Source organism: Herbiconiux sp. A18JL235 (genome assembly GCF_040939305.1).
GTDB lineage: Bacteria > Actinomycetota > Actinomycetes > Actinomycetales > Microbacteriaceae > Herbiconiux.
The window spans coordinates 232731-253649 of sequence record NZ_CP162511.1; the positions used below are offsets into that span (position 1 = coordinate 232731).

The following is a 20919-nucleotide window of genomic DNA, read 5'->3' on the forward strand; positions in this document are numbered from 1 at the left end:
GTGGTTGACAGCATCGACGTGTGCTGTCACGATTTAGCAACCCCACCGCATCCGTCCCGAGGAGTCGTACCGTGTCGCAGTCGCATGAAGAACGAGCAGCCGAACTCGGCCTCGTCATCCCTGACTACGCCAGCGTGCCCTACCACGGCCTCTCGTACGGATCGATGAAGGCGTTCCACAAGACCGGGAACCTGCTCTTCCTCTCCGGTCACGTCGAGGACGCACCCGGCCACGAGGGAGACCCGCTTCACGCGGGCCGCCTCGGCGCCGAGGTGACGGTCGAGCAGGGCTACGAGGCGGCACGCCTCACCGCGCTCAACTGCCTCGCGACCATCAGGCTCGCGCTGGGAACCCTCGACCGGGTCAAGGGCCTCGTCGGTTCGCTGAACTACGTCGCGGTCGCCCCGGGTTTCACCGATGTCCACCTCATCTCGAGCGGTGCCACCGATCTCTTCCGCGACCTCTTCGGCCCGGAGAACGGCCTCGGGGGGCGCGCCACCCTGGGCGTCAGCGCACTGGCTGGCAACCACTGCTTCGAGAACGTCCTCACGATAGAAACGGTTGATTGACATGATCCGACGCACCACCTTCTCGCGCCTCGCCGGCGCAGGGGCCGCGGTCGCCGCGCTCTCGCTCGCCCTCGCCGCCTGCTCCAGCAGCTCGGGTGCCGACTCCGGTTCCGACTCGGGCTCGGGCGGCATCGCCCTGGGTTACACCGCCACCCTCACCGGTGACTTCGCCAGCTACGGCCTCGAGATGCGCGAGGGCGTCGACCTCGCCGTCGAGCAGCTCAACGAGGCGGGCGGCATCGACGGCAAGGATGTGAGCATCGTCTCGGCCGACGACGAGGGCTCGCCCGCCAACGGGCCGGTGGTCGCCCAGCAGTTCTGCGACGACAGCTCCATCGCCGCCGTGCTCGGCTACAGCTTCTCGAGCGTCGCCCTGGCGGCACTTCCGGTCTACGACCAGTGCGGTCTGCCGGTCGTCGCCTCGGCGGTCACGTCTCCCGAGCTGAGCGGTGCGAGCGACGTGTTCTTCCGCGACGTCTTCACCGACGCCTACCAGGGCGCCGAGATGGGGACGCACGTCCACGAGAGCGGTATCGAGAAGATCGCCGTGCTCTACCAGCAGGACGACTACGGTCAGGGTGTCGCCGACAGCTTCAGCACGGCCTTCGAGGAGGCAGGTGGCACGGTCACCAGCTCGCAGGCCTACCAGCTCGGCGCGGTCGACTTCGCCACCGCCATCAACACCGCGCTCGCCGACTCTCCCGACGGCATCTTCATCGGCGGGTTCTACACCGAGGCCGCCGCGATCGCTCAGCAGCTGCGCACCAGCGGGTCGGAGCTGCCGATCTTCGGCACCGACGGCGCCGTGAGCCCCGACCTCACCGCGCTGGGCGGCGACGCCGTCGAGGGCATGACCGTCTACTCCGCCTTCACGGCGGCCGCCGGCACCCCCGCCTCGGCCGACTTCGTCGAGGCCTTCACCGAGAAGTACGGCAAGGCTCCCTCGTCGTGGGCCGCCCTGGCGTACGACGCGACCAACGTGGTCGCCGAGGCCATCACGGATGCGGGCAGCACCGATCGCGCCGCGGTCGCCGAGGCGCTCGCCGCCACGGCGGGCTTCGAGGGTGTGACCGGTGACATCAGCTTCGACGACGGGGGCGACCGCCTCGGCGAGCTGATCTTCCTCAAGGTCGAAGACGGCGCCTTCGTCGCCGAATAGGCTCCGGCCACCTGCCCGGAGACGGCCGGGCGGGCATCACACCCCGCCCGCCCGGCTGACACCCCATCAGGCATCACACCCCGCCCGGCCCCGACCCGAACCTCGGAGATCATGACTCAAACGCTCATCAACGGCCTCGCCGTCGGAGGGATCTACGGCCTGCTGGCCGTCTCCTTCAGCGTCGTCTACGGCGTGCTCGGCATGGTGAACTTCGCCTTCGGCGAGGTGTTCATGTTCGGAGCCTTCGGCGCGCTCGTCGCCGCCGCCGCGAACACGCAGATCGCGGGCGCCGACTTCGCCGGGCCCGCCCTCCCGCAGTGGGCGGCGATCGGCATCGGCCTCCTGGTGGGCGCCATCGTGGGACTGCTGATCGAACGCATCGCCTACAAGCCGCTGCGCAACGCCCCCATCCTGTCGATGCTCATCACGGCGATCGCCGTGTCGATGCTGCTGCGAGCCGTCGGCACCTTCTTGTTCGGGGCCGCCCGCACCCCGGTGCCGGCTCCCGAGCTCGGTGACGCCATCATCTTCCTCGACGCGCGCATCCAGCCCATCGATCTCGTCATCTTCGGGGTCGCGCTCGTGGCTGCAGCGGGTTTCTGGGCGCTGGTGCGCTTCTCTCCCATCGGCCGGGCCATCAGGGCTACGGCGCAAGACAAGGATGCGGCGAGGCTCATGGGCATCGGCGTCGACCGGGTGATCTCCACCACCTTCGTGCTCGGGTCGATCATGGCGGCGCTCGCCGGCATCCTCTACTCGCAGAAGTACGGGTTCGCCGCCGCGACGATGGGGTTCATCCCGGGCCTCAAGGCGCTGGTGGCAGCGGTGCTCGGTGGTATCGGCAGCATCCCCGGCGCCTTCGTCGGCGGGGTGGTCATCGGCCTGGTCGAGGAGCTCGCCGCAGCCTACGTGCCGCAGGGCTCGGCGTACCGCGACGTGATCGCATTCGGGGTGCTCGTGCTCATCCTGTGGCTGCGGCCCCAGGGCCTGCTCGGGCGCCGGGAAGTGCAGAAGGTGTGACGATGACCACGACGACCCCCGCATCCGCACTCCGCCGCCCGCTGCCCCGTCTGGTGCGGCTCATCCCGCCGGCCCTGCTCGCCCTCGTGGCAGTGCTCCTGCCGTACCTCCTGCCGGGCGACCGCTGGGTGCGGGTCGCCGCATTGGCGCTCATCTACATCGCGCTGGCCTCGGGGCTCAACATCCTCGTCGGGCTCACCGGGCTGCTCGACCTCGGCTTCATCGCCTTCTTCATCGTGGGCGCCTACACCACGGCCATTCTCACGGTGCGCCTGTTCATCGACCAGCTCGGCTTCGAGCCCGAGAGCCTGTGGTGGCTGTTCCCGGTGAGCCTCGTCGCAGCACTGCTGCTCGCCGGCCTCGCGGGGGCGATCATCGGCTACCCGACGCTGCGGGCACGGGGCGACTACCTCGCCATCATGACGCTCGCCTTCGGCGAGATCGTGCGCATCGTGTCGATCAACTGGATCGACCTCACCGGTGGGTCGGTGGGTATCCGCAACATCCCGCCCTTCGGCATCGGCGGCATCGAGCTGGTGAGCCCCGCCGCGAACTACTACGTCGTGCTGGCGATGGTGGTGGTCGTGCTGGCGGCGCTCGCCGGGGTGATCGCCTCGCCCGTCGGGCGGGCCTGGGTGGCCATCAGAGAAGACGAGCTCGTGGCGTCGTCGATGGGCATCCGCACCCGCCGCTACAAGCTGCTCGCCTACGTCTGCGGCGCCTCGATCGCGGGCGTGACGGGCGTGTTCTTCGCGCACATGCAGCAGTTCATCAACCCCGACAGCTTCACGCTCGAGGACAACTTCATCGTGCTGTCGCTGGTCATCCTCGGCGGAGCGGGCACGTACTGGGGGCCGGTGGTGGGGGCCACGCTGTGGATCTTCTTCCAGGCCATCGCCCGCGACTGGACGATCGTGCAGGAGCATCCGGAGTTCCGCACCGGGTTGCTCGCGCTCATCGTGGTGGTGCTCATGATCGTCCGCCCGGGCGGTATCGTGTCGCGGCGGCTGAAGCTCACACGGTCGGCGGGGGTGCCGACGGCCGCCCGGGCTGCCGCCCCGACGGCGGGGGTTCCAGACGCGCTGGGCGCGACGGATGCACACCCCCCGACCACCGACGCCCCGCCCACCGAGGCGGCCGGGCCCGCATCCGGCACCCCCGTGCTCGTCGTCGACGGGGTCGGCCGCACCTTCGGCGGCCTCACCGCTCTCGGTTCGGTGGGCTTCGAGGTGCGGCGCGGTGAGATCCTCGGCCTGATGGGGCCGAACGGCGCCGGCAAGTCGACCCTGCTCAACGTGCTGTCGGGTGTCACGAAGCCCTCGCGCGGCACCATCACCTTCTACGGCGACCGCATCGACGGGCTCGAGTCCGACCGCGTGAGCGTGAGGGGCGTGGCCCGCACCTTCCAGACCGTGCGCCTGTTCTGGGACATGACCGTGCTCGAGAACCTCCTGGTCGGCGCCCACGAGCGACTGCGGGGTTGGGTTCCCGCCTTCGCTCTGCGCCTGCCGAAGCACCGACGCGACGAGGCCGCGGCCCTCGCCGACGCCGGCGAGCTGTTGCGCTTCACGGGTGTCGCGGATGATCGGTCGCGCCGAGCATCCGCTCTCAGCTACGACGCGCAGCGGCGGGTGGAGATCGCCCGCGCGCTCATGACGAAGCCGAGGCTGCTGCTGCTCGACGAGCCCGCCGCGGGAATGAACGAGAGCGAGACGAGGGCGCTTGCCTCGCTGATCACCTCGATCCGCGACGCCGGAACCGACGTGGTGCTCATCGAGCACGACATGGACCTGCTGATGAGTGTCTCCGACCGGATCGTCGTGCTCGACCACGGCGAGGTCATCGCCACCGGCACGCCCGAGGAGGTGCGGCGCGACCCCGCCGTGCTCGAGGCCTATCTGGGGAGCGGAGCATGAGCATCCTGACTGTGGAGAACCTCTCGGTGCGCTACGGGGCCGTGCGGGCGGTGACGGATGCGTCGCTGCACGTCGACGAGGCGGAGCTGGTCGTGATCGTAGGCGCCAACGGAGCCGGTAAGTCGAGCCTGCTGCGAGCGGTGTCGGGGCTCGTGAAGTCGGCAGGCGGTTCGGTCGCGTTCGCCGGGCGCACCGTCACGACGGCTCCCGCGGAGAAGCGTGTGCGGGCGGGACTGTGCCTGGTGCCCGAGGGCCGGCACATCTTCGGGCGCATGACGGTGCTCGAGAACCTGCAGATCGCCACCTGGGGCAGCGCCTACAAGCTGCGCGGCGAACTCGACCGCGTCTACGGGCTCTTCCCGGTGCTCGCCGAGCGGGCCGGCCAGGTGGCGGCGACGCTCTCGGGCGGGGAGCAGCAGATGCTGGCGATCTCGCGGGCGCTGGTGCGGCATCCGAAGCTCCTCGTGCTCGACGAGCCCTCGATGGGGCTCGCGCCGCTCGTGGTGAAGCAGATGTTCGAGCTCATCGCCGAGGTGAACGCGCAAGGCACCAGTGTGCTGCTTGTGGAGCAGAACGCGCGCATGGCGCTGTCGATCGCGCACCGCGGCTACCTGATGGAGACCGGCACGCTCGCGGGCGGCGGGAGTGCCGCCGACATGGCCGACGACGAGAGTCTGCACGCCGCCTACTTCGGCCGATCGTCGCCCTGACCGGGCACGCCGCCGCGTTCTCGTTCATCCCTTTTTCTCTAGGAGCACCATGAATCCTTCCTTCAGCGCGCCCTCGGTGGCGCTCGCCGCGCCCCATGCCGCGGCCGTCGAGACCGGTCGACGCATCGTCGAAGACGGCGGCAACGCCGTGGATGCTGCGGTCGCGGCGGCGGCGGTGCTCACGGTCGTCTACCCGCACATGTGCAGCGTGGGAGGCGACCTCATCGCGCTGGTGCGTTCGGCCGACGGCGAGGTGGAGTGCGTGAACGCCTCCGGTGCCTTCGGCTCGGCGGCGCCGGTCGAGACGCTGTTTGACGGAGTCGCGGCCATGCCGGTCTCGGGTCCGCTGACGGTGTCGGTGCCGGGCACCCCCTCCGGATGGGCGGCGCTCCTGGAGCGCTGGGGCTCGCTGCCGCTCGAGCGGGTGCTGCGGGATGCGATCGTGCTGGCGCGCGACGGCGTGGCGGTGAGCGCCGGGCTGGCGCAGGCGATCCGCGACGACGAGCAGGCCCTTTCGGCCGACCCCGGGATGCGGGGCGTCTTCTTCCCCGACGGGCGTCCGGCGCAGGTGGGCGAGGTGATCCGCCAGCCCGCTCTCGCGGCGACCCTGTCGGTCCTCGCCCGAGACGGACTGCGGTCGTTCTACGACGGCGAGGTCGCCACGCAGCTCGCCTCGGGACTCGCCGCACTCGGGGTGCCGGTGAGCGCATCCGATCTGCAGGCGCACGCGGCACGGCTCGAGCCGCCGCTCTCGGCGAGGGTCGGCGAGCTCACCGTGTCGACGGCGGCCCCCAACTCGCAGGGGTACACGCTGCTGCGCACCCTCGGCGCTGTGGAGACGGCGCGGGCGGTGGGCGCCGAGGTCGACGCGGCCGTGGTCGCGGAGCTGATGTACAGCGGAGACGTGCTGCGCGACGACGAGCTCGCCGACCCGCTCGTGGTGCCCGTCGACGTCGAGGGCGCGCTGTCGGCCGAGGCGCTCTCGGCGGCGCTCACCGCCGCGGCCGAGAGCGCACGCACGGGAGTGCGGGTCGAGGCCCGGGTGACGCCGCGGCCGGCCGGTGACACGATCGCGGTGACGGCGGTGTCGAGCGACGGGGTGGCCGTCTCGCTCATCCAGTCGGTGTTCCACTCCTTCGGCTCGCTGATGCTCGAGCCGGCGACCGGACTCGTGCTGCACAATCGTGCGGCGTTCTTCACCCTCGAGGCGGGGTCGCCCAACGTGGTGGCGGCGGGCAAGCGGCCGGCGCACACCCTGGTGCCGGTGCTCGTGGAGTCGGATGCGGGGCTCGTCGCCGCGCACGGCACCATGGGCGGGAAGGCGCAGTCGCAGATCCACGTGCAGCTGGTGGAGCGCATCCGTGCGGGGGCCACGCCGCAGGAGGCCGTCGCCGCACCCCGGTACATCGTGGGCGGACTCGACATGGGCACCGACAACGACTACGTCTTCGTCGAACCCGGCTTCGACGACGACACCCTCCGCGGCCTCGAGCGCAGCCCTCTGCGGCTGGTGCCTTCGCCCATCCTCCACTCCGACGCGGGCCACGCCATGATCGCCCGCCTCGACCCCTCGGGCGCGCTCTCCGCTGGCGCCGACCCGCGCAGCGACGGGGCGGCCCTCGTCGCGACGCCTCCCTCGGAGTAGCAGCAGGTCAGCGGATGCGGAGCCAGGTCGGCTCGGCCACGGATACGCCGCGCACGCCGACGATGAGCTGCGATCGAGCTTCTCGGCTCAGTGCAGGGCGCGCACCTCGGGCGAGTCGAGCACGGCCGTCAGGATGCGGCGGAGGGTCGTCGCGTCGGCGGGGGTGAGGCCGGCGGTGAGCACGGCGTCGACGCGCTCGACGCGCGGCACCAGTGCGGTGAGCTCGCGCTCGCCTAGCTCGGTGAGGTGCAGTACGTTCCGGCGCTTGTCGATGTCGTCACGGAGCCGTTCGATCAGGCCGCGGCGCTCCAGACGGGCGACGATGTCGGCGATGGTCGACCGGTCGAGGTCGAGGCGCTCGACGAGGTGCTGCTGGCTGGCACCGGGGGTGCCGGCCAGCACGTTGAGCACTCCGAACTGCACGCTGGTGACCTCGGCCGACACCTCGCGCTGCCAGGCGGCGACATGCGCCTGCTGCGCGCGGCGGAAAAGGTAGCCGGTGTAGTCGGAGACGTCGTGCGGGGTGGCCATCTCCCCGATCATTCCAGAGTCGCAGGAGAGCCGGAGGTCACAGCCAGCGCGGCGGCGTGGGCGCGACGTCGCCGCTGAGGGTGGTGACGCCGTGGCCACCGCGACCGGTCGCCCATTGGGCGAGTGCGGCGGCGGTGCCGCGGAGTGTGAGGGCGGGAAGGCCCGTGCGATCGGGTTCCGCGTGTGCATCCGCCTCTGGCTCGGCCGAGCGGAACGGCTCGGTGCGATCGGAGGGCTCGAGCACGAAAGCGGGCAGCGATTCGTCGAGGCGCCGCTTGTCCCACGCGCCCAGCACCTCGCCGATCAACCTGTCGATCACGGGTGCGGGGATGTCGTCGAAGCGACCGCCGTTGGCGAGGTCGACGGCGTGGATCCAGACCTCGCGGGTGCGCATCCACACCGACTCCGACACCGGCACGGTTCGACCCTGGGCGGTGCGCACGAGGTTCGACCAGTCGGCGTCGGGGAGGTCGCGCCACTCCACGGTGAGGTGGATGGCGGCGTGGTCGGAGAGGTTGCGCAGCGCCTGCGCGGGCAGGGTCGCCGAGAACTCGATCTCGGCGTTGCGCTGCTCGGGCGACGCGTACATCGGAGTCTCGACCCCGGTCGCGGCCCACTCCACCAGGCGGGTGAGGGCCCGGGCGTTCAGCCCGACGTGGGCGATCAGCTCGCGACGCGACCAGCCCGGGAGCAGGGACGGACCGTCGAAGTCGGCGTCCGTCAGCTCTGTCAGCTTGCGCGAGTAGTAGGCCTGCGCGCGCCGGGCGAGCAGGAGCCCCGCGACGATCGCCGGGTCGGTGACCTGGTCGGTGCGGGCGACCACGGCTCAGGCCTCCGCGCGCACGGTGTTGCGCAGTGTGCCGATGCCCTCGATCGACGTGACGAGCGTGGCGCCGTCGGTGAGGTACCGGGCGGGCTTGCGGGCGTGCCCGACGCCGCCGGGGGTGCCGCTCGCGATGACGTCACCGGGGTTGAGCGTGATGATCTGCGAGATGTAGGCGACGAGGGCAGCCGGGTCGAACACCAGGTCGTCGGTGTTCGAGTGCTGCATCGTCTCTCCGTCGACCTCGGTGCGGATGTCGGTGTCGACCGCGTACTCGTCGGGCGTCACGAGCACGGGCCCGAACGGCGTGGTGGCCTCGAAGGTCTTGCCCTGGAACCATTCCGGCGTGCGGTACTGGAAGTCGCGCATGGTCACGTCGTTCAACACCGAGTACCCGGCGATGGCGTCGGATGCTTCGGCCGCCGTGAGTCGCCGTGCGCGCTGCCCGATCACGACCGCGAGCTCGGCTTCCCAGTCGACCGCGTGCGAGGCGTACTCGGGCAGCACGATGGGGTCGTAAGGCCCGATCAGCGCCTCGGGGTACTTGGCGAAGAGGGTGGGGTGCTCGGGCAGTTCGCGGCCCATCTCGAGGATGTGGTTGCGGTAGTTCAGGCCCACGCACACGATCTTCGAGGGTGCCGGTACGACCGGCGCCCACTGCTCGTCGTGCACCTGGTCGAGCGGATGCGCGGTGCCGGTGGCCGCCTCGGCGGTCTGACGCCAGGTGGGGTCGGCAAGCAGGGCGCCGACGTCGGCGAACCCGTCGATCTCGACGGCGGTGTCGGCGTCGACGCGGACGGCGACGGAGGAGGCGGGGGAGCCGGGCGTGCGGAGGGTGGCGAGCTTCATGGGGGACGCTTTCTGGTGTCTTACTGCTGGGCTGAGGGAACGAAGGTGCGGGCGAAGTTGAGGCGCTCCATGATGGGGCCGTCGGTGAACCGGAACAGGTCGAACTGCGAGTCGGCGTGCAGCTCCCACGGCACCCAGCTGGGCACCACGAACAGGTCGCCGGTCTCGAGCCGGGTCTCGACGCCACCGAGCACGACGGTGCCGGTGCCCTCGAACACCTGCCACACGGCGGAGCCCACCTCGTGGGTCGAGGGTGTCGATGCTCCGGCGCGCAGCCGGTGGAACTCGCAGCGGATCGTCGACATCACGTCGCCGCCCGTGGTGGGGTTGGTGTAGCGGATGGCGGCGTGGCCCTGCGAGAGCGTCGCCGGGAACCCTTCGTCTTCTAGGCGCAGCTGTTCGGTGAGTGCAGCATCCGTGTGTTCCCAGCGGTAGGCGCTGAGGGGGGAGGAGATCTTGTCTTCGAGCACCGACATAGGCCGCAGGCCCGGGTAGGCCCAGAGGCGTTCGGCACGGGAGAACTGAGGGCTCGCCTCGTCGGTCACTCGTTCCGAGCCGAACTCAAAGAAGCCGACGTCCATCTGGCTGGAGAAGGGGATGTCGAGGCCGTCGATCCAGGCCATCGGGTTCGCCGTGTCGTTGTGGTGGCCGTGGAAGTTCCAGCCCGGGGTGAGCAGCAGATCGCCGCGGCTCATCCTCACCGGGTCGCCGTTGACGACTGTCCAGACGCCCTCGCCCTCCACCACGAAGCGGAACGCGTTCTGCGAGTGACGGTGCTCGGGGGCCGTCTCGCGCCCGCCGAGGTACTGGATGGCGCACCACAGCGTCGGGGTGGCGTACCCGGTGCCCGGCAGGCCCGGGTTCGTGAGGCCGACCGCTCGGCGCTCGCCGCCGCGGCCGACGGGCACGAGGTCGCCGGAGCGCTGGGCGATGTCGAACAGCGTCTTCCACCGCCACACGTGCGGCACCGCCTGGGGCGCCGGCGTCATCGGCATGAGATCGTCGCGCTGCGTCCACAGCGGCGCCATGTCGTTCGCGGCGAAGTCGCGGTAGAGCTGCTCGAGCTCGGGGCTGTCGGCGGAGCCGTCCATCTGCTGCACTGCAGTGTCCTCTCGTCATCACGAGTTAGTCAGTACCCCAACTATATCCGCACACCCCATCCTTGTCACGACCTGCGGATGGCAGCGATCGAAAGGGCGCGAAGTGCCTGCTCCCGAGGGTTGAGAGGGCACTTCGCGCCTTCTCGATCGCGGGCAGCGCGGCGCGGGGCCGCGCAGGGCCGCGCGGGGCCTCACGCGGCGGTCGCGGTGGGGGACTCCTCGGGGTCGAGGGAGGAGGGGATGCGGCGGCGGGGGCGCCAGGCGACCGTGGCGATGAAGACGCCCGCCACCACGACCGCCCCGCCGAGCAGGTCGCCGACCGCGGGCACGTCGCCGAGGATGAGCCAGGCGCTCGTGAAGCCCGCGACCGGCACGAGCATGGAGAAGGGCGCGACCCGGCTCGACGGGTTGCGCTTCATGAGGGCGGTCCAGATGCCGGTGCCGACGACCGTGGCGAGCAACGCGGTGTAGGCGAGACCGATCAGGGCGGGCAGCGCCTCGGGGGTGAAGGCGGTGGCGAGCGACTCGCCGATGCGGTCGGGCCCCTCGACGAGGAGCGAGAGGGCGAGCATCGGCAGGGGTGGCACGACCGACATCCAGAGCGTCAGCCGCAGCGGGTTCTCAGGCCTGGCCTGGCGGCTGCAGATGTTGCCGAAGGCCCAGCCGAGCGCTCCGCACAGAGTGAGCACGACCGGCAGCAGCGCCGAGACCCCCGCGCGTTCGGCGGCGATGATGCCGAGGCCGGCCACCGCTATGGCGATGCCGACTCCCTGCACCAGGGTGAGCCGCTCCCGCAGCCAGACCGCGGCGAGCACCACGGTGAACGGCGCCGATGCCTGCAGCACGAGGGAGGCGAGACCGGGCGGCATGCCCGCATCCATCGCCGCGAACAGGAACGCGAACTGCAGGATGCCGAAGCCGAGCCCGTAACCGAGCAACCACTTCAGCGGCACCCCGGGCCGCTTCACGAACAGCACCGTCGGCAGTGCGATGACCGCGAAGCGCAGTGCGACGAGGAAGAAGGGTGGGAAGTGCTCGAGCGAGAGGTGCAGCGCCACGAAGTTCACCCCCCACAGCACCGCGACCAGCACGGCGAGGAGGCGGTCGCGGGTGGTCACGGGTTCAGCCTCGTGGCGCATCCGCCCGGGCACAAGCGAGCGTCGCTACACCCACCTTGTGGCGCAGCTTGCCGATGGGGAGCGTCGGATGCGCTACTTGCCGTGCTCGGCGAGGATCGTGTCGAGATCGATGCGCTTCAGCAGCCCCGCCCAGTCGAAGTGACGCGCCGTGTCGATGGCGTGGTCTTCGGCGAGCACCTTGCCGTTGCGCTCGACGGTCACCCCGGCGGGCGCCTCGGCGTTCACGATGCGCAAGATCTCGTCGTTCACGGCCTCGGCGTCGAAGTCGGCCCCGTACCGGGCGTAGACATCAGCGTTCACGGTGTAGTTCAGCACGGTGATCTCGGTGTGGGTCATGCTCACATCCTGCCACCGGCCCGCGCGGCTACGCTGGCCGGGTGCTGACGAAATCAGGAACGATCGCGCTCGCCGCCGCCGTCGACGTGGCTCTGGTGCTGCTGTTCGTCGCCATCGGCCGACGCTCGCACGACGAAGACGGCGCGCTGCTCGGCTTCCTCATCACCGCCTGGCCCTTTCTCGCCGGGGCGGCCGTCGGCTGGCTCGCGTCCCTCGCCTGGCGCCGTCCGCTCGCCGTCGCCCCCACCGGCGTCGTGGTGTGGGCCGCTGCCGTCGCGCTCGGCATGGTGTTCCGGATGCTGACGGGCCAGGGCGTCCAACTCAGCTTCGTGATCGTCACGGCCCTGGTGCTCGCCGCCTTCCTCGTGGGGTGGCGGGCGGCCGCTCTGCTGGTGGCGCGTATCCGTCGTCACCGGGGTCGGCGCGAGACGGCCGGCGCCGCCGTGGTCATCGGCCGGAACTGAGCGCGACCACCCTCGGCGCCATCAGGGGGAGGGCGCCGAGCCGGCACCGTGCACATCGGCGACGACCCCGACGACGAGTGCGATTGCTGCGAGCACGAGCACCCCGGCGATGACCGCCCGGCCGAGCACGCCGCGACCGGCACGCCGCCGCGCGGGCAGCGATGTCACGAGCAGCACCGCGATGCCGACCAGGAGCACGCCGCCGGCGATCCCCAGGGTGAGCAGTGCGCCGGCTTCGAGCTCGGGCGTGTGGAGATAGCCGAGCAGTACCGCGCCGACGTAGACGACCGCGGCGGTGATGACTCCGGCGAGCACTCTCGTGAGCACGTCGCGCCAGAGCTTCTGCTCACTCAGCCAGGCGCCGGGGAGCTGCCACCACCGCTGATCCGGGCCGTCGCCCTGCTCGCTCATTCCAGAACACTATCCCGGCGCATCCGCCGGCCGGCGCGGCGGAGGGGATACGCTCACGAGCATGTGCACTCGCATCCTGTGGAACACCAACGGTGTCGCCACCACCGTCGCCCGCTGCATGGACTGGGCCGTCAGCGACGAGCCCGAACTCTGGTACCTGCCGGCAGGCCTCGAGCGAAGCGGGAACGCCGATGAGGACTCCCTCACCTGGACCTCGCTGCACGGCAGCGTCGTGACCAGCATGTGGGGAATGGGCACGGTCGACGGCCTCAACGACAAGGGCCTCGCCGCCCACGCCCTCTACCTCGACCCGGAAGACGTCGCCTTCCCCGCCGCCGACGGGCGACCCTCGGTGGCCAACGCCATGTGGGTGCAGTACCTCCTCGACAACCACTCCACCGTTGCGGAGGCCATCGCGGGCATCGACCGTGTGCGCATCACGTCACCCTTGTTCCGTGGCCTCGAGCTCGGCGTGCACATCGCCCTCGAAGACGCGAGCGGGGATTCTGCGATCATCGAGCCCCTCGACGGCACGCTCGTGGTGCACCACGGCCGCGAGTACACGGTGATGGCCAACTCACCGACTCTCGACAAGCAGCTCGCGAACCTCCGCCGGTACCGGCCGTTCGGCGGGGAGCTGCCGCCTCCTGGTGACATCACCTCGGCCGACCGGTTCGTGCGGTCGTCGTACTTCCTGCACTACCTCCCGGAGCCCGAGAACGTCGAGGAGGCCGTGGCCGGAGTGTTCCAGCTCATCGCGAACGTGTCGGTTCCCTACGGAGCCCCGTACTCGACCGGTGACGTGTATCCGACCTGGTGGCGTGCCGGAGCCGATCTCACCGATCGCGTCTACTACTTCGGCTCCACCCGCAGCCCGAACATCTTCTGGATCACCCTCGACGACCTCGCCGACGCCGGTGAGGTGCGCAAGCTCGACCCCAGAGACCCCACCCGCGTCGGAGACCAGACCGCCGCGCTCGAACCCGCCACGCTGCTCTACTGAGGCGGGGCGCGCACCCGCCCCGTTTCGCGAGCAAGACGGATGCGGGGTGCGGCCGGGCGGCGCACGGCGCACGGCGCACGCCCAGTGGGGCGAGCCTATGATGACGCATGAGCTGGAGGCTGTGGGCGGCGGTGGCCGGGGTGGTGTCGGCAGCGGTGGTGCTGGCGACGGCAGAGGTGGTAGCAGTCTTCGTGGGCGCCGAGTCGAGCCCCCTCTTCGCCGTCGGATCCCTGGCGATCGACCTCGCACCGCCCTGGGTGAAGAACCTCGTCATCACCCTCTTCGGCACCGGCGACAAGATCGCCCTTCTCGTGCTGCTCGGCATCGTCGTCCTCGCCCTGGCCGCCGTCGCCGGCCTCCTCGAACGCCGCCGCCCCCCACTCGGCATCGTCCTCCTCGTCGTCGTCTCAGGCATAGCAGTCCTGGCCGTCACCACACGCGCGGGCGCCACCGCCCTCTCCGGCATCCCCACCGTCCTCGGCATGATCGCCGGCGCCCTCGTCCTCCGCCTCCTCATCTCCAGACTCCGCACCTGGGAGCGAGCCGTTCCCACCTCCGCCTCCCCCGCACCGGCCGTCCCCGGCCGCGCTGGGGGTGAAGGGGATGAGGGCTCCGGTGTGGCGGGTGTCTACGGGCAGAGCCCTCATCCCCTTCACCCCCAGCGCCCCCGAGCAACCCCTTCGACACCGACCCCCCTAGACCGCCGCCGCTTCCTCACCGCCACCGCCATCGCCGCCGTCGCATCCGTCTTCGCCGGCGTCATCGCCCGCTCCATGAACGCGACAGCCACCGCCGTGAGCGCCGTGCGCGACGCCATCACCCTCCCGGCCGCAGCGACTCCCGCGGCGTCCGTGCCGGCCGGCGCCGAGCTCGACGTCGACGGCATCACCCCCTACGTCACCGGCAACGACTCCTTCTACCGCATCGACACCGCCCTTCAGGTGCCGCAGGTGAACGCCGACACCTGGGTGCTCAAGATCACCGGCATGGTCGAGCAGGAGGTCGAGATCAGCTTCGCCGAGCTGCTCGCCCTCCCGCTCGAGGAGCACCTCGTCACCCTCGCCTGCGTCTCGAACGAGGTGGGCGGCGACCTCATCGGCAACGCGCTGTGGCTCGGCTACCCCATCCGCGAGCTGCTCGCCCGGGCCAAGCCGCTCGAAGGCGCCGACATGGTGCTCTCGACCAGCGTCGACGGCTTCACGGCCGGCTCTCCGCTCGACGCACTCACCGACCCCGACCGCGTGGCGATGCTCGCCGTCGGCATGAACGGCGAGCCGCTCCCCGTCGAGCACGGCTTCCCGGTGCGGATGGTCGTGGCCGGCCTCTACGGTTACGTCTCGGCGACGAAATGGGTCGTGCAGCTCGAGGTCACCCGCTTCGCCGACGCCCAGGGCTACTGGACCCCTCGCGGCTGGTCGGCCCTCGGCCCCATCAAGACCGAGTCGCGCATCGACGTGCCCTCAGCGGGAGCGAGCGTCGCGGCCGGAACCGTGCCCGTCGCCGGCGTGGCCTGGGCCCAGCACACCGGCGTCGCGAAGGTCGAGGTGCGCATCGACGACGGCGACTGGCAGCAGGCGCAGCTCGCCGAGACCACGGGTCCCGACACCTGGGTGCAGTGGCTCTACCCGTGGGACGCCGACCCTGGCAGCCACACCATCTCGGTGCGCGCCACCGACGCCTCGGGCTACACCCAGACCTCCGATGAGGCACCACCCGCCCCCGACGGTGCGACCGGGTGGGATGCCCACAGCGTGACGGTCAGCTGACGATTGATGCGCAGAGAGCGCCCCGCGCATCCGCCGCGTCGTGCTCGCGCCGTGTCGGCGGTGCCCCGCCCGCGCATCCGATCCGGTCTCAGCCGATCAGCGACGGGCGCAGGTCGCGCAGCGTGCGGTGACGGGTGAGTCGCCGCGTGCCCAGGTAGGACACCAGCAGCGCCCCGACCAGCCAGAAGAACAGGGCTCCCGCATCCGCCCCTGCCAGCGACAGGTTGCCGCCGTACATGAGCTGACGGATGCCGTCGACCGCGTGACTCATCGGCAGCACCTGGTGCAGCACCTGCAAGGGCCCGGGCAGGGTCTGCCACGGGAAGGTGCCGCCGGCGGTCACGAGCTGCAGCACCATGAGCACCAGCCCGAGGAACTGCCCGACGCTGCCCAGCAGGATGTTGAGCGCCAGGATGATCGTCGCGAACGTGGCCGAGGTGAGCGCCATGAAGCCGAACATGCCCCACGGATGCTCGACCTGGTACCCCAGGGCGACGGTGATGATGCCGAACACGGCCGCCATCTGGATCGCCCCGAGAACCGCCGGCGTCGCCCACCCCGCGGTGGCGACCAGGAACGGCCGCTTCATCGCCGTCACCGCCCGCCGCGAGAGCGGCTTGACGATGAGGAAGAGGGCGTAGATGCCGATCCAGGCGGCGAGGCTGATGAAGAACGGGGCCATGCCGGCGCCGTAGTTGCTCGCCTTGGTGACCGCGCTGGTGTCGAGGGCGACCGGGTCGGAGATGGTCTGCGCAGCGGTCTCACGCTGGTCGGGGGTCTGGTTCGGCACGTCGTCGAGACCGCTGGCGAGGCCGTCGCGGAGGGTGCCGGCGCCGCTGTTCACCGTGTTCAACCCGGTGCTCAGGGCGCTGCTGCCGTCGACCAGCTGCTGCATGCCGTTGCTCAGATCGAGTGAGCCCTGGGCCACCTGCTGCAGCCCGCCGCTCAACTGCGACGACCCGTCGGCCGCCTGGGCGATGCCGTTCGTGAGCGCCGGGGCGCTGTCGGCGAGCTGCTGTGTGCCCGCGGCGAGTTGAGCGCTGCCGGCGGCGAGGGCGCCGATCTGCGCGTTCGCCTGCTGCACCTTGGCGTTGCCGTCGTCGATCGCGGTGCCGACCCGGTCGAGCTGGGCGAGCACCGCCGCCTTCTGTTCGGGCGTGAGGCTCGACGCATCCAGGATGGCGACGATGTCGGCGCGGGCGGCGGGAACCTGGTTCACAGCATCCTGAACCGTGCCTGCCACCTCGTTCGCCGTCGCCGAGAGCTGGGCGTTGCCCGCGGCGATCTGCTGGGCGCCGTCGTTCAGCTGGTTCGCCTGGGCGGGCAGATCGGCCGACCCGGTGCGCAGCTGCTGGAGGCCGGAGTCGAGCTGCTGGGCGCCGACGTTCGCGGTGCCCGCACCCTGTGCGAGCGAAAGCGCACCCGCCGACGCGGTGGCGGTGCCGTCGGCGAGGGTCTTCGCGCCGTCGGCAGCGCTCGTGGTGCCGTCGGCGAGCTTCGTGGCGCCGTCGACGGCCTCGGTGAGGTTGCTGCGCACCGTGGCGAACCCGTTCAGCAGCGACAGGGCCGCCTCCTTGCCCACCCGCTCGGTGATGCTCGCCCGCACCTTCTCGGCCACCTGACCGGCGATGGTGGTGGCGAGGAAGCTGTTCGTGTCGTTCGTGGTGAGCTCCACCACCGCCTGCTCGGGGGTGTCGCCGGCCGCCGAGGTGAGCGCCTTCGAGAAGTCGGGGCCGAGGGTCAGGATGAAGTCGAACTCGCCGTCGCGCACACCCTTCGCCGCCTCGGTGCCGCTCGTGACCTTCCAGCCCACCGACGCGTCGTCGAGCAACTGCTCCTTCACGTCGTCGCCGTAGTTCACGGCCTTGCCGTCGAGAGTGGACCCGGTGTCTTCGACGACCAGGGCAACGGGGACGTCTTTGAGGTTGCCATAGGGGTCGTTGTTGGCCCAGAGGTAGAGGCCGGCGTAGAGCACCGGGACGAGCATGAGGGCGACGAGGGCCAGGCGGGCCATGCCGGTCGCGGTGAGGCGGCGGAGTTCGGTGGCGACGAGGTGGAGGAGTTTCATGCGTCGGGGTCCTGGGGGTTGGGTCGCTCGGTGGTTGTGGGGGTGGCTCGGGTTGCAGGGGTTGCCCGGGGTGGCTGCGGGTGAAGGGGATGAGGGCTCTGCCCGTAGACGCCCGCCACACCGGAGCCCTCATCCCCTTCACCCGCAGCTGGCGCTGGCGTGAGGGGCACGTCCGGTAGCTGGGCCGCCGCCGAAGGGGTGGGGAGGGGGAGGGGGGTGGCGGGCTGCGCCGCCGCTACCGCGTGGGTGGGGAGGAGGGCGGCGGAGGGGGCGCCGCAGATGATGAGGAGGGGGTGGTGGCGGGAGGCGAGGTCGAGGGCGATGGTGTGCCAGTCGGTGGGGAGGCCGCCGTGGCGGTCGGGGGAGGAGAGCACGAGGGCGTCGACGCCGGGGCGGGAGAGGGCGAGCTCGGCCAGGAGGCGGATGCGGAGTGCCGGGGGTACATCACGCATCGGCAGGGAGGCGAGTTCGGCGGCCGAGCGGGTCTCAGGGGTGAGGCCCTGTTCGTGGTTGGTGTGAAGCGCATCCGTGATGGTCTGCAGGATGCTCGAGCGTCCGGTCGAGCGGCCGGAGTAGGAGAGTTCCTCGCGCAGGGCGGTCGAGAGCTTGATGTCGGCGGGCGGCTCGCTGATCTCGGGGGCGTCGACGAGCGCGACGCGTTCGCGGAGGAGCGCGGGGTCGGCCGAGCCGTCGAGCGTGATGCCGCCCGAGTCGGGAACCATGCGCCCCGAGGCGATGAGCGCGAGCACGACCGGGCGGTCGCCGGTCTCGGCCTCGACGATCGTGACCTCGCCGCTGTCGACCACGAAGCTGGTCTCGGGAAGGGGGGCGCCGTGGGAGCCCTTGCTCACGGCGATGGCTTCGATTCTCATGCGGTGTGCGCCTCGGGGGTCGTCGGAGTGGAGGTCGTGGTTCGTGAAGCGGCAGGGAGGTCGAGCGAGTCGAGCAGCGCATCCGTCTCCCGCCAGGAGAGGCCGGCCACCGACAGACCCACCGACATCACGAGCCGACGCCCTGACTCCTCGTCGAGGTCGGAGCGCACCGCCTCGTCGAGCACGGCGATGGCGGCCTCCTCGACCAGGCGGGCGATGCTCTCGACGGGGATGTCGGGGCGGAAGCATCCGTCGTCGACACCGCGTCGCACCGCGTCGCGCACGGAGCTGCGCACGGGTAGCAGGGCCTCGGCGACGGTGCGCTCGAGGGGGCCGTGAACGGCGAGCTGGGCGAGCACGCGCATCTGCTGCACCTCCTGCCAGAGGGCCGCGCCGACGAGGGCGAGATGGATGCGCGGGTCGTCGTCGTGCACGCCGGCGAGGGCTGCCGAGATGCGGGCGGCGCCGCGCGTGAGGAGCTCGGCGAGCAACTGGTCGCGCGAGGCGAAGTGGCCGTAGAGCGCGCGCCGGCTGAGGCCCGCCTCGGCGGCGACGGCGTCGAGCGACGACTCGGGGTCGCGCCGGAAGACGGTGGCGGCCGCAGTGATGATGGCCTCGCGGTTCTCGGCGGCGTCGCGGCGCGGAGCGCGCGTGGTCTTGGGCAGAGGGGTGGGCACGGGACGATGGTACTAACTTGCACATCATTGTGCAAGTTAGTACCATGCAGATCACGAGCTCTACCTGCGTCGTGGAGCAGACTGGGAGGATGAACCCGACCGAGAGCTTCAGGGTCGCCCGCGACACCCTCATCCGTCACCGCAGCGACGTCGTCACCGCCGCACAGCAGTTCGATTGGCCCGATGTGGGCCCCGCCTTCAACTGGGCGATCGACTGGTTCGACGCCGTGGCCGTGGGGAACGAGAACCTCGCCCTCTGGATCGTCGAGGAGGACGGGTCGGAGACGAAGGTCAGCTACGACCGGCTGCGCTGGCGCTCCGACGAGGTGGCCGCGTGGCTCTCGAGCGTGGGCGTCGAGCAGGGCGACCACGTGATGCTCATGCTCGGTAACCGGGTGGAGCTGTGGGAGTCGATGCTGGCGGTGATGAAGCTGGGCGCCGTCATCCTCCCGACGACCACGCTGCTGTCGCCCGCCGATCTCGCCGATCGGCTCGAGCGTGGGGAGGTCGCGCACGTGATCGCCGACGTGAGCGGGGTGGGGAAGTTCGACGAGCTGCCGGGTGGCCCCGCGACTGACGTCGGGCGCATCGTGGTGGGCGGCAGTGCCGACGGGTGGCTCTCCTACGACGACTCGCTCGAGGGGCTCGGTATCGCCCCCACCGTCACCGTCTCCTCGACCGACCCGTGCCTGATCTACTTCACCTCGGGCACCACCTCGAAGCCGAAGATGGTCGTGCACACGCACACCTCCTATCCTGTCGGGCACCTCGCCACCCTGTTCTGGATCGGCGTGCGCCCCGGAGACGTGCACCTCGCCATCAGCTCCCCGGGCTGGGCGAAGCACGCCTGGAGCTGCTTCTTCGCCCCCTTCAACGCCGAGGCGACGGTGTTCGTCTACAACTACGCGCGCTTCGACCCCGCAGCCCTGCGCGCGAAGCTCGACGAGGCCGGGGTGAGCACGTTCTGCGCCCCGCCGACCGTGTGGCGCATGCTCATCCAGTCCGAGCTGGGGGCGAAGCCGCGGGGGCTCCGCGAGGTGCTCTCGGCGGGGGAGCCGCTCAACCCGGGCGTCATCTCGGCGGTCGAGGAGGCCTGGGGGCTCACCATCCGTGACGGTTACGGCCAGACCGAGACGACGGCGCTCATCGCGAACCCGCCGGGCGCATCCATCGTCCCCGGTGCGATGGGCCGGCCGCTGCCGGGGGTGGCGATCGCGATCGTCGACCCCGTGTCGGGTGAACGCGCCTCGACGGGCGAGATCTGCCTCGACCTCGGTGCCGACCCGGTGAACCTCATGGCGGGATACCACAACGACCCCGAGCGCACGGCCACCGCGCGCGCCGACGGCTTCTTCCACACCGGAGACGTCGCGGAGCTCGCCGACGACGGCACCATCACCTTCATCGGCCGCACCGACGACATCTTCAAGTCGTCGGACTACAAGATCTCCCCGTTCGAGGTCGAGAGCGTGCTGTTGCGGCACCCCGCGGTGGCCGAGTCTGCGGTGGTTCCGGCTCCGGATGCGACCCGCCACAGCATCGTGAAGGCCTACGTCGCCCTCGCCTCCGGGTGGGAAGCCTCGGCCGACACCGCTCGGGCGATCTTCGCGCACGCGCGGGCCGAGCTCTCCGCCTACGAGCGGGTGCGCCGTCTGGAGTTCTTCGAGCTGCCGAAGACCATCTCGGGCAAGATCCGCCGAGTCGAGCTCCGCGACCGCGAGGAGGCCGCCTTCGCCCGTGGCGAAGACCTCCCCACCGAGTGGCGCGCCGACCGCCTCTGAGGCCGGCGCCACGGCTGGCGTGCCGCGTCGGCGCGGCGCCACTGCCCTGCGAGCGGGCACGAAGTGCCCCGTCGCGCGGC

General features: G+C 70.9%; 20 protein-coding genes. 10 read left to right on the forward strand and 10 right to left on the reverse strand.

Annotation, left to right across the window (positions count from 1 at the left end; genetic code table 11):
• Nucleotides 1-71: 71 nt before the first annotated feature.
• From ABFY20_RS01165 to ABFY20_RS01190, 6 genes are all read left to right on the forward strand, one after another.
• Nucleotides 72-569: a RidA family protein gene (locus tag ABFY20_RS01165; RefSeq protein ID WP_368498119.1), complete on the forward strand. Its 498-nt coding sequence runs from the start codon at nt 72-74 to the stop codon at nt 567-569.
• A 1-nt stretch (nt 570) separates the two neighbouring features.
• On the forward strand, nt 571-1728 hold the full coding sequence (locus tag ABFY20_RS01170) for an ABC transporter substrate-binding protein (RefSeq protein ID WP_368498120.1): 1158 nt from the start codon (nt 571-573) through the stop codon (nt 1726-1728).
• 111 nt (nt 1729-1839) lie between these two features.
• Nucleotides 1840-2748, forward strand: coding sequence for a branched-chain amino acid ABC transporter permease (locus ABFY20_RS01175; protein WP_368498121.1), 909 nt, complete (start codon nt 1840-1842; stop codon nt 2746-2748).
• 2 nt (nt 2749-2750) lie between these two features.
• The gene (locus ABFY20_RS01180; protein WP_368498122.1) at nt 2751-4664 is read left to right on the forward strand and encodes an ATP-binding cassette domain-containing protein; all 1914 of its coding nucleotides are present in this window, start codon (nt 2751-2753) and stop codon (nt 4662-4664) included.
• Nucleotides 4661-5374 carry an ABC transporter ATP-binding protein gene (locus ABFY20_RS01185; RefSeq protein WP_368498123.1) on the forward strand — a complete coding sequence of 238 codons (714 nt, stop codon included), beginning with the start codon at nt 4661-4663 and terminating at the stop codon, nt 5372-5374. Before ABFY20_RS01180 ends, ABFY20_RS01185 begins: the two co-directional genes overlap by 4 nt.
• 49 nt (nt 5375-5423) lie before the next feature.
• Nucleotides 5424-7019, forward strand: a complete 1596-nt coding sequence (locus ABFY20_RS01190) for a gamma-glutamyltransferase family protein (protein WP_368498124.1) — start codon at nt 5424-5426, stop codon at nt 7017-7019.
• Between the two features lie 87 nt (nt 7020-7106).
• Here ABFY20_RS01190 and ABFY20_RS01195 read toward each other — a convergent pair whose 3' ends face one another.
• From ABFY20_RS01195 to ABFY20_RS01220, 6 genes are all read right to left on the reverse strand, one after another.
• A complete protein-coding gene (locus tag ABFY20_RS01195; RefSeq protein WP_368498125.1) occupies nt 7107-7550 on the reverse strand; it encodes a MarR family winged helix-turn-helix transcriptional regulator in 444 nt (147 codons plus the stop codon).
• 37 nt (nt 7551-7587) lie between these two features.
• Nucleotides 7588-8373 carry a maleylpyruvate isomerase family mycothiol-dependent enzyme gene (locus ABFY20_RS01200; protein WP_368498126.1) on the reverse strand — a complete coding sequence of 262 codons (786 nt, stop codon included), beginning with the start codon at nt 8371-8373 and terminating at the stop codon, nt 7588-7590.
• A 3-nt stretch (nt 8374-8376) separates the two neighbouring features.
• On the reverse strand, nt 8377-9222 hold the full coding sequence (locus tag ABFY20_RS01205; protein WP_368498127.1) for a fumarylacetoacetate hydrolase family protein: 846 nt from the start codon (nt 9220-9222) through the stop codon (nt 8377-8379).
• A 20-nt stretch (nt 9223-9242) separates the two neighbouring features.
• Nucleotides 9243-10313 (reverse strand): cupin domain-containing protein, encoded by a 1071-nt coding sequence (locus ABFY20_RS01210; protein ID WP_368499842.1) that lies wholly within the window; start codon nt 10311-10313, stop codon nt 9243-9245.
• A gap of 200 nt (nt 10314-10513) precedes the next feature.
• Nucleotides 10514-11440, reverse strand: coding sequence for an EamA family transporter (locus ABFY20_RS01215; protein WP_368498128.1), 927 nt, complete (start codon nt 11438-11440; stop codon nt 10514-10516).
• A gap of 93 nt (nt 11441-11533) precedes the next feature.
• On the reverse strand, nt 11534-11797 hold the full coding sequence (locus ABFY20_RS01220; RefSeq protein WP_368498129.1) for a hypothetical protein: 264 nt from the start codon (nt 11795-11797) through the stop codon (nt 11534-11536).
• 44 nt (nt 11798-11841) lie between these two features.
• Here ABFY20_RS01220 and ABFY20_RS01225 point away from each other — a divergent pair, with 44 nt between their 5' ends.
• Nucleotides 11842-12261 carry a DUF3054 domain-containing protein gene (locus tag ABFY20_RS01225; protein ID WP_368499843.1) on the forward strand — a complete coding sequence of 140 codons (420 nt, stop codon included), beginning with the start codon at nt 11842-11844 and terminating at the stop codon, nt 12259-12261.
• Between the two features lie 21 nt (nt 12262-12282).
• On the opposite strand, the gene ABFY20_RS01230 is transcribed toward ABFY20_RS01225, so the two are convergent.
• Nucleotides 12283-12672, reverse strand: coding sequence for a hypothetical protein (locus ABFY20_RS01230; RefSeq protein WP_368498130.1), 390 nt, complete (start codon nt 12670-12672; stop codon nt 12283-12285).
• A 61-nt stretch (nt 12673-12733) separates the two neighbouring features.
• Here ABFY20_RS01230 and ABFY20_RS01235 point away from each other — a divergent pair, with 61 nt between their 5' ends.
• Nucleotides 12734-13675, forward strand: coding sequence for a linear amide C-N hydrolase (locus ABFY20_RS01235; protein WP_368498131.1), 942 nt, complete (start codon nt 12734-12736; stop codon nt 13673-13675).
• Between the two features lie 107 nt (nt 13676-13782).
• Nucleotides 13783-15441: a molybdopterin-dependent oxidoreductase gene (locus ABFY20_RS01240; protein ID WP_368498132.1), complete on the forward strand. Its 1659-nt coding sequence runs from the start codon at nt 13783-13785 to the stop codon at nt 15439-15441.
• 88 nt (nt 15442-15529) lie between these two features.
• Here ABFY20_RS01240 and ABFY20_RS01245 read toward each other — a convergent pair whose 3' ends face one another.
• The 3 genes from ABFY20_RS01245 to ABFY20_RS01255 are packed head-to-tail and all read right to left on the reverse strand — an operon-like array spanning nt 15530 to nt 19058.
• Nucleotides 15530-17509: a YhgE/Pip family protein gene (locus ABFY20_RS01245; protein ID WP_368498133.1), complete on the reverse strand. Its 1980-nt coding sequence runs from the start codon at nt 17507-17509 to the stop codon at nt 15530-15532.
• Nucleotides 17506-18381, reverse strand: coding sequence for a hypothetical protein (locus ABFY20_RS01250; protein WP_368498134.1), 876 nt, complete (start codon nt 18379-18381; stop codon nt 17506-17508). The genes ABFY20_RS01245 and ABFY20_RS01250 overlap by 4 nt, the downstream gene beginning before the upstream one ends.
• The gene (locus ABFY20_RS01255) at nt 18378-19058 is read right to left on the reverse strand and encodes a TetR/AcrR family transcriptional regulator (RefSeq protein ID WP_368498135.1); all 681 of its coding nucleotides are present in this window, start codon (nt 19056-19058) and stop codon (nt 18378-18380) included. Before ABFY20_RS01255 ends, ABFY20_RS01250 begins: the two co-directional genes overlap by 4 nt.
• An 89-nt stretch (nt 19059-19147) precedes the next feature.
• Here ABFY20_RS01255 and ABFY20_RS01260 point away from each other — a divergent pair, with 89 nt between their 5' ends.
• Nucleotides 19148-20839, forward strand: coding sequence for an AMP-binding protein (locus tag ABFY20_RS01260; RefSeq protein WP_368498136.1), 1692 nt, complete (start codon nt 19148-19150; stop codon nt 20837-20839).
• The last annotated feature ends 80 nt before the right edge of the window (nt 20840-20919 follow it).

Excerpts from the sequence above, each read along its gene's own strand:
- ABFY20_RS01170 (WP_368498120.1), top strand. The coding sequence starts at position 571 with ATGATCCGACGCACCACCTTCTCGCGCCTCGCCGGCGCAGGGGCCGCG.
- ABFY20_RS01175 (WP_368498121.1), top strand. The coding sequence starts at position 1,840 with ATGACTCAAACGCTCATCAACGGCCTCGCCGTCGGAGGGATCTACGGC.
- ABFY20_RS01180 (WP_368498122.1), top strand. The coding sequence starts at position 2,751 with ATGACCACGACGACCCCCGCATCCGCACTCCGCCGCCCGCTGCCCCGT.
- ABFY20_RS01185 (WP_368498123.1), top strand. The coding sequence starts at position 4,661 with ATGAGCATCCTGACTGTGGAGAACCTCTCGGTGCGCTACGGGGCCGTG.
- ABFY20_RS01190 (WP_368498124.1), top strand. The coding sequence starts at position 5,424 with ATGAATCCTTCCTTCAGCGCGCCCTCGGTGGCGCTCGCCGCGCCCCAT.
- ABFY20_RS01195 (WP_368498125.1), bottom strand. The coding sequence starts at position 7,550 with ATGGCCACCCCGCACGACGTCTCCGACTACACCGGCTACCTTTTCCGC.
- ABFY20_RS01205 (WP_368498127.1), bottom strand. The coding sequence starts at position 9,222 with ATGAAGCTCGCCACCCTCCGCACGCCCGGCTCCCCCGCCTCCTCCGTC.
- ABFY20_RS01210 (WP_368499842.1), bottom strand. The coding sequence starts at position 10,313 with ATGGACGGCTCCGCCGACAGCCCCGAGCTCGAGCAGCTCTACCGCGAC.
- ABFY20_RS01220 (WP_368498129.1), bottom strand. The coding sequence starts at position 11,797 with ATGACCCACACCGAGATCACCGTGCTGAACTACACCGTGAACGCTGAT.
- ABFY20_RS01230 (WP_368498130.1), bottom strand. The coding sequence starts at position 12,672 with ATGAGCGAGCAGGGCGACGGCCCGGATCAGCGGTGGTGGCAGCTCCCC.
- ABFY20_RS01235 (WP_368498131.1), top strand. The coding sequence starts at position 12,734 with ATGTGCACTCGCATCCTGTGGAACACCAACGGTGTCGCCACCACCGTC.
- ABFY20_RS01240 (WP_368498132.1), top strand. The coding sequence starts at position 13,783 with ATGAGCTGGAGGCTGTGGGCGGCGGTGGCCGGGGTGGTGTCGGCAGCG.
- ABFY20_RS01245 (WP_368498133.1), bottom strand. The coding sequence starts at position 17,509 with ATGAAACTCCTCCACCTCGTCGCCACCGAACTCCGCCGCCTCACCGCG.
- ABFY20_RS01250 (WP_368498134.1), bottom strand. The coding sequence starts at position 18,381 with ATGAGAATCGAAGCCATCGCCGTGAGCAAGGGCTCCCACGGCGCCCCC.
- ABFY20_RS01260 (WP_368498136.1), top strand. The coding sequence starts at position 19,148 with ATGAACCCGACCGAGAGCTTCAGGGTCGCCCGCGACACCCTCATCCGT.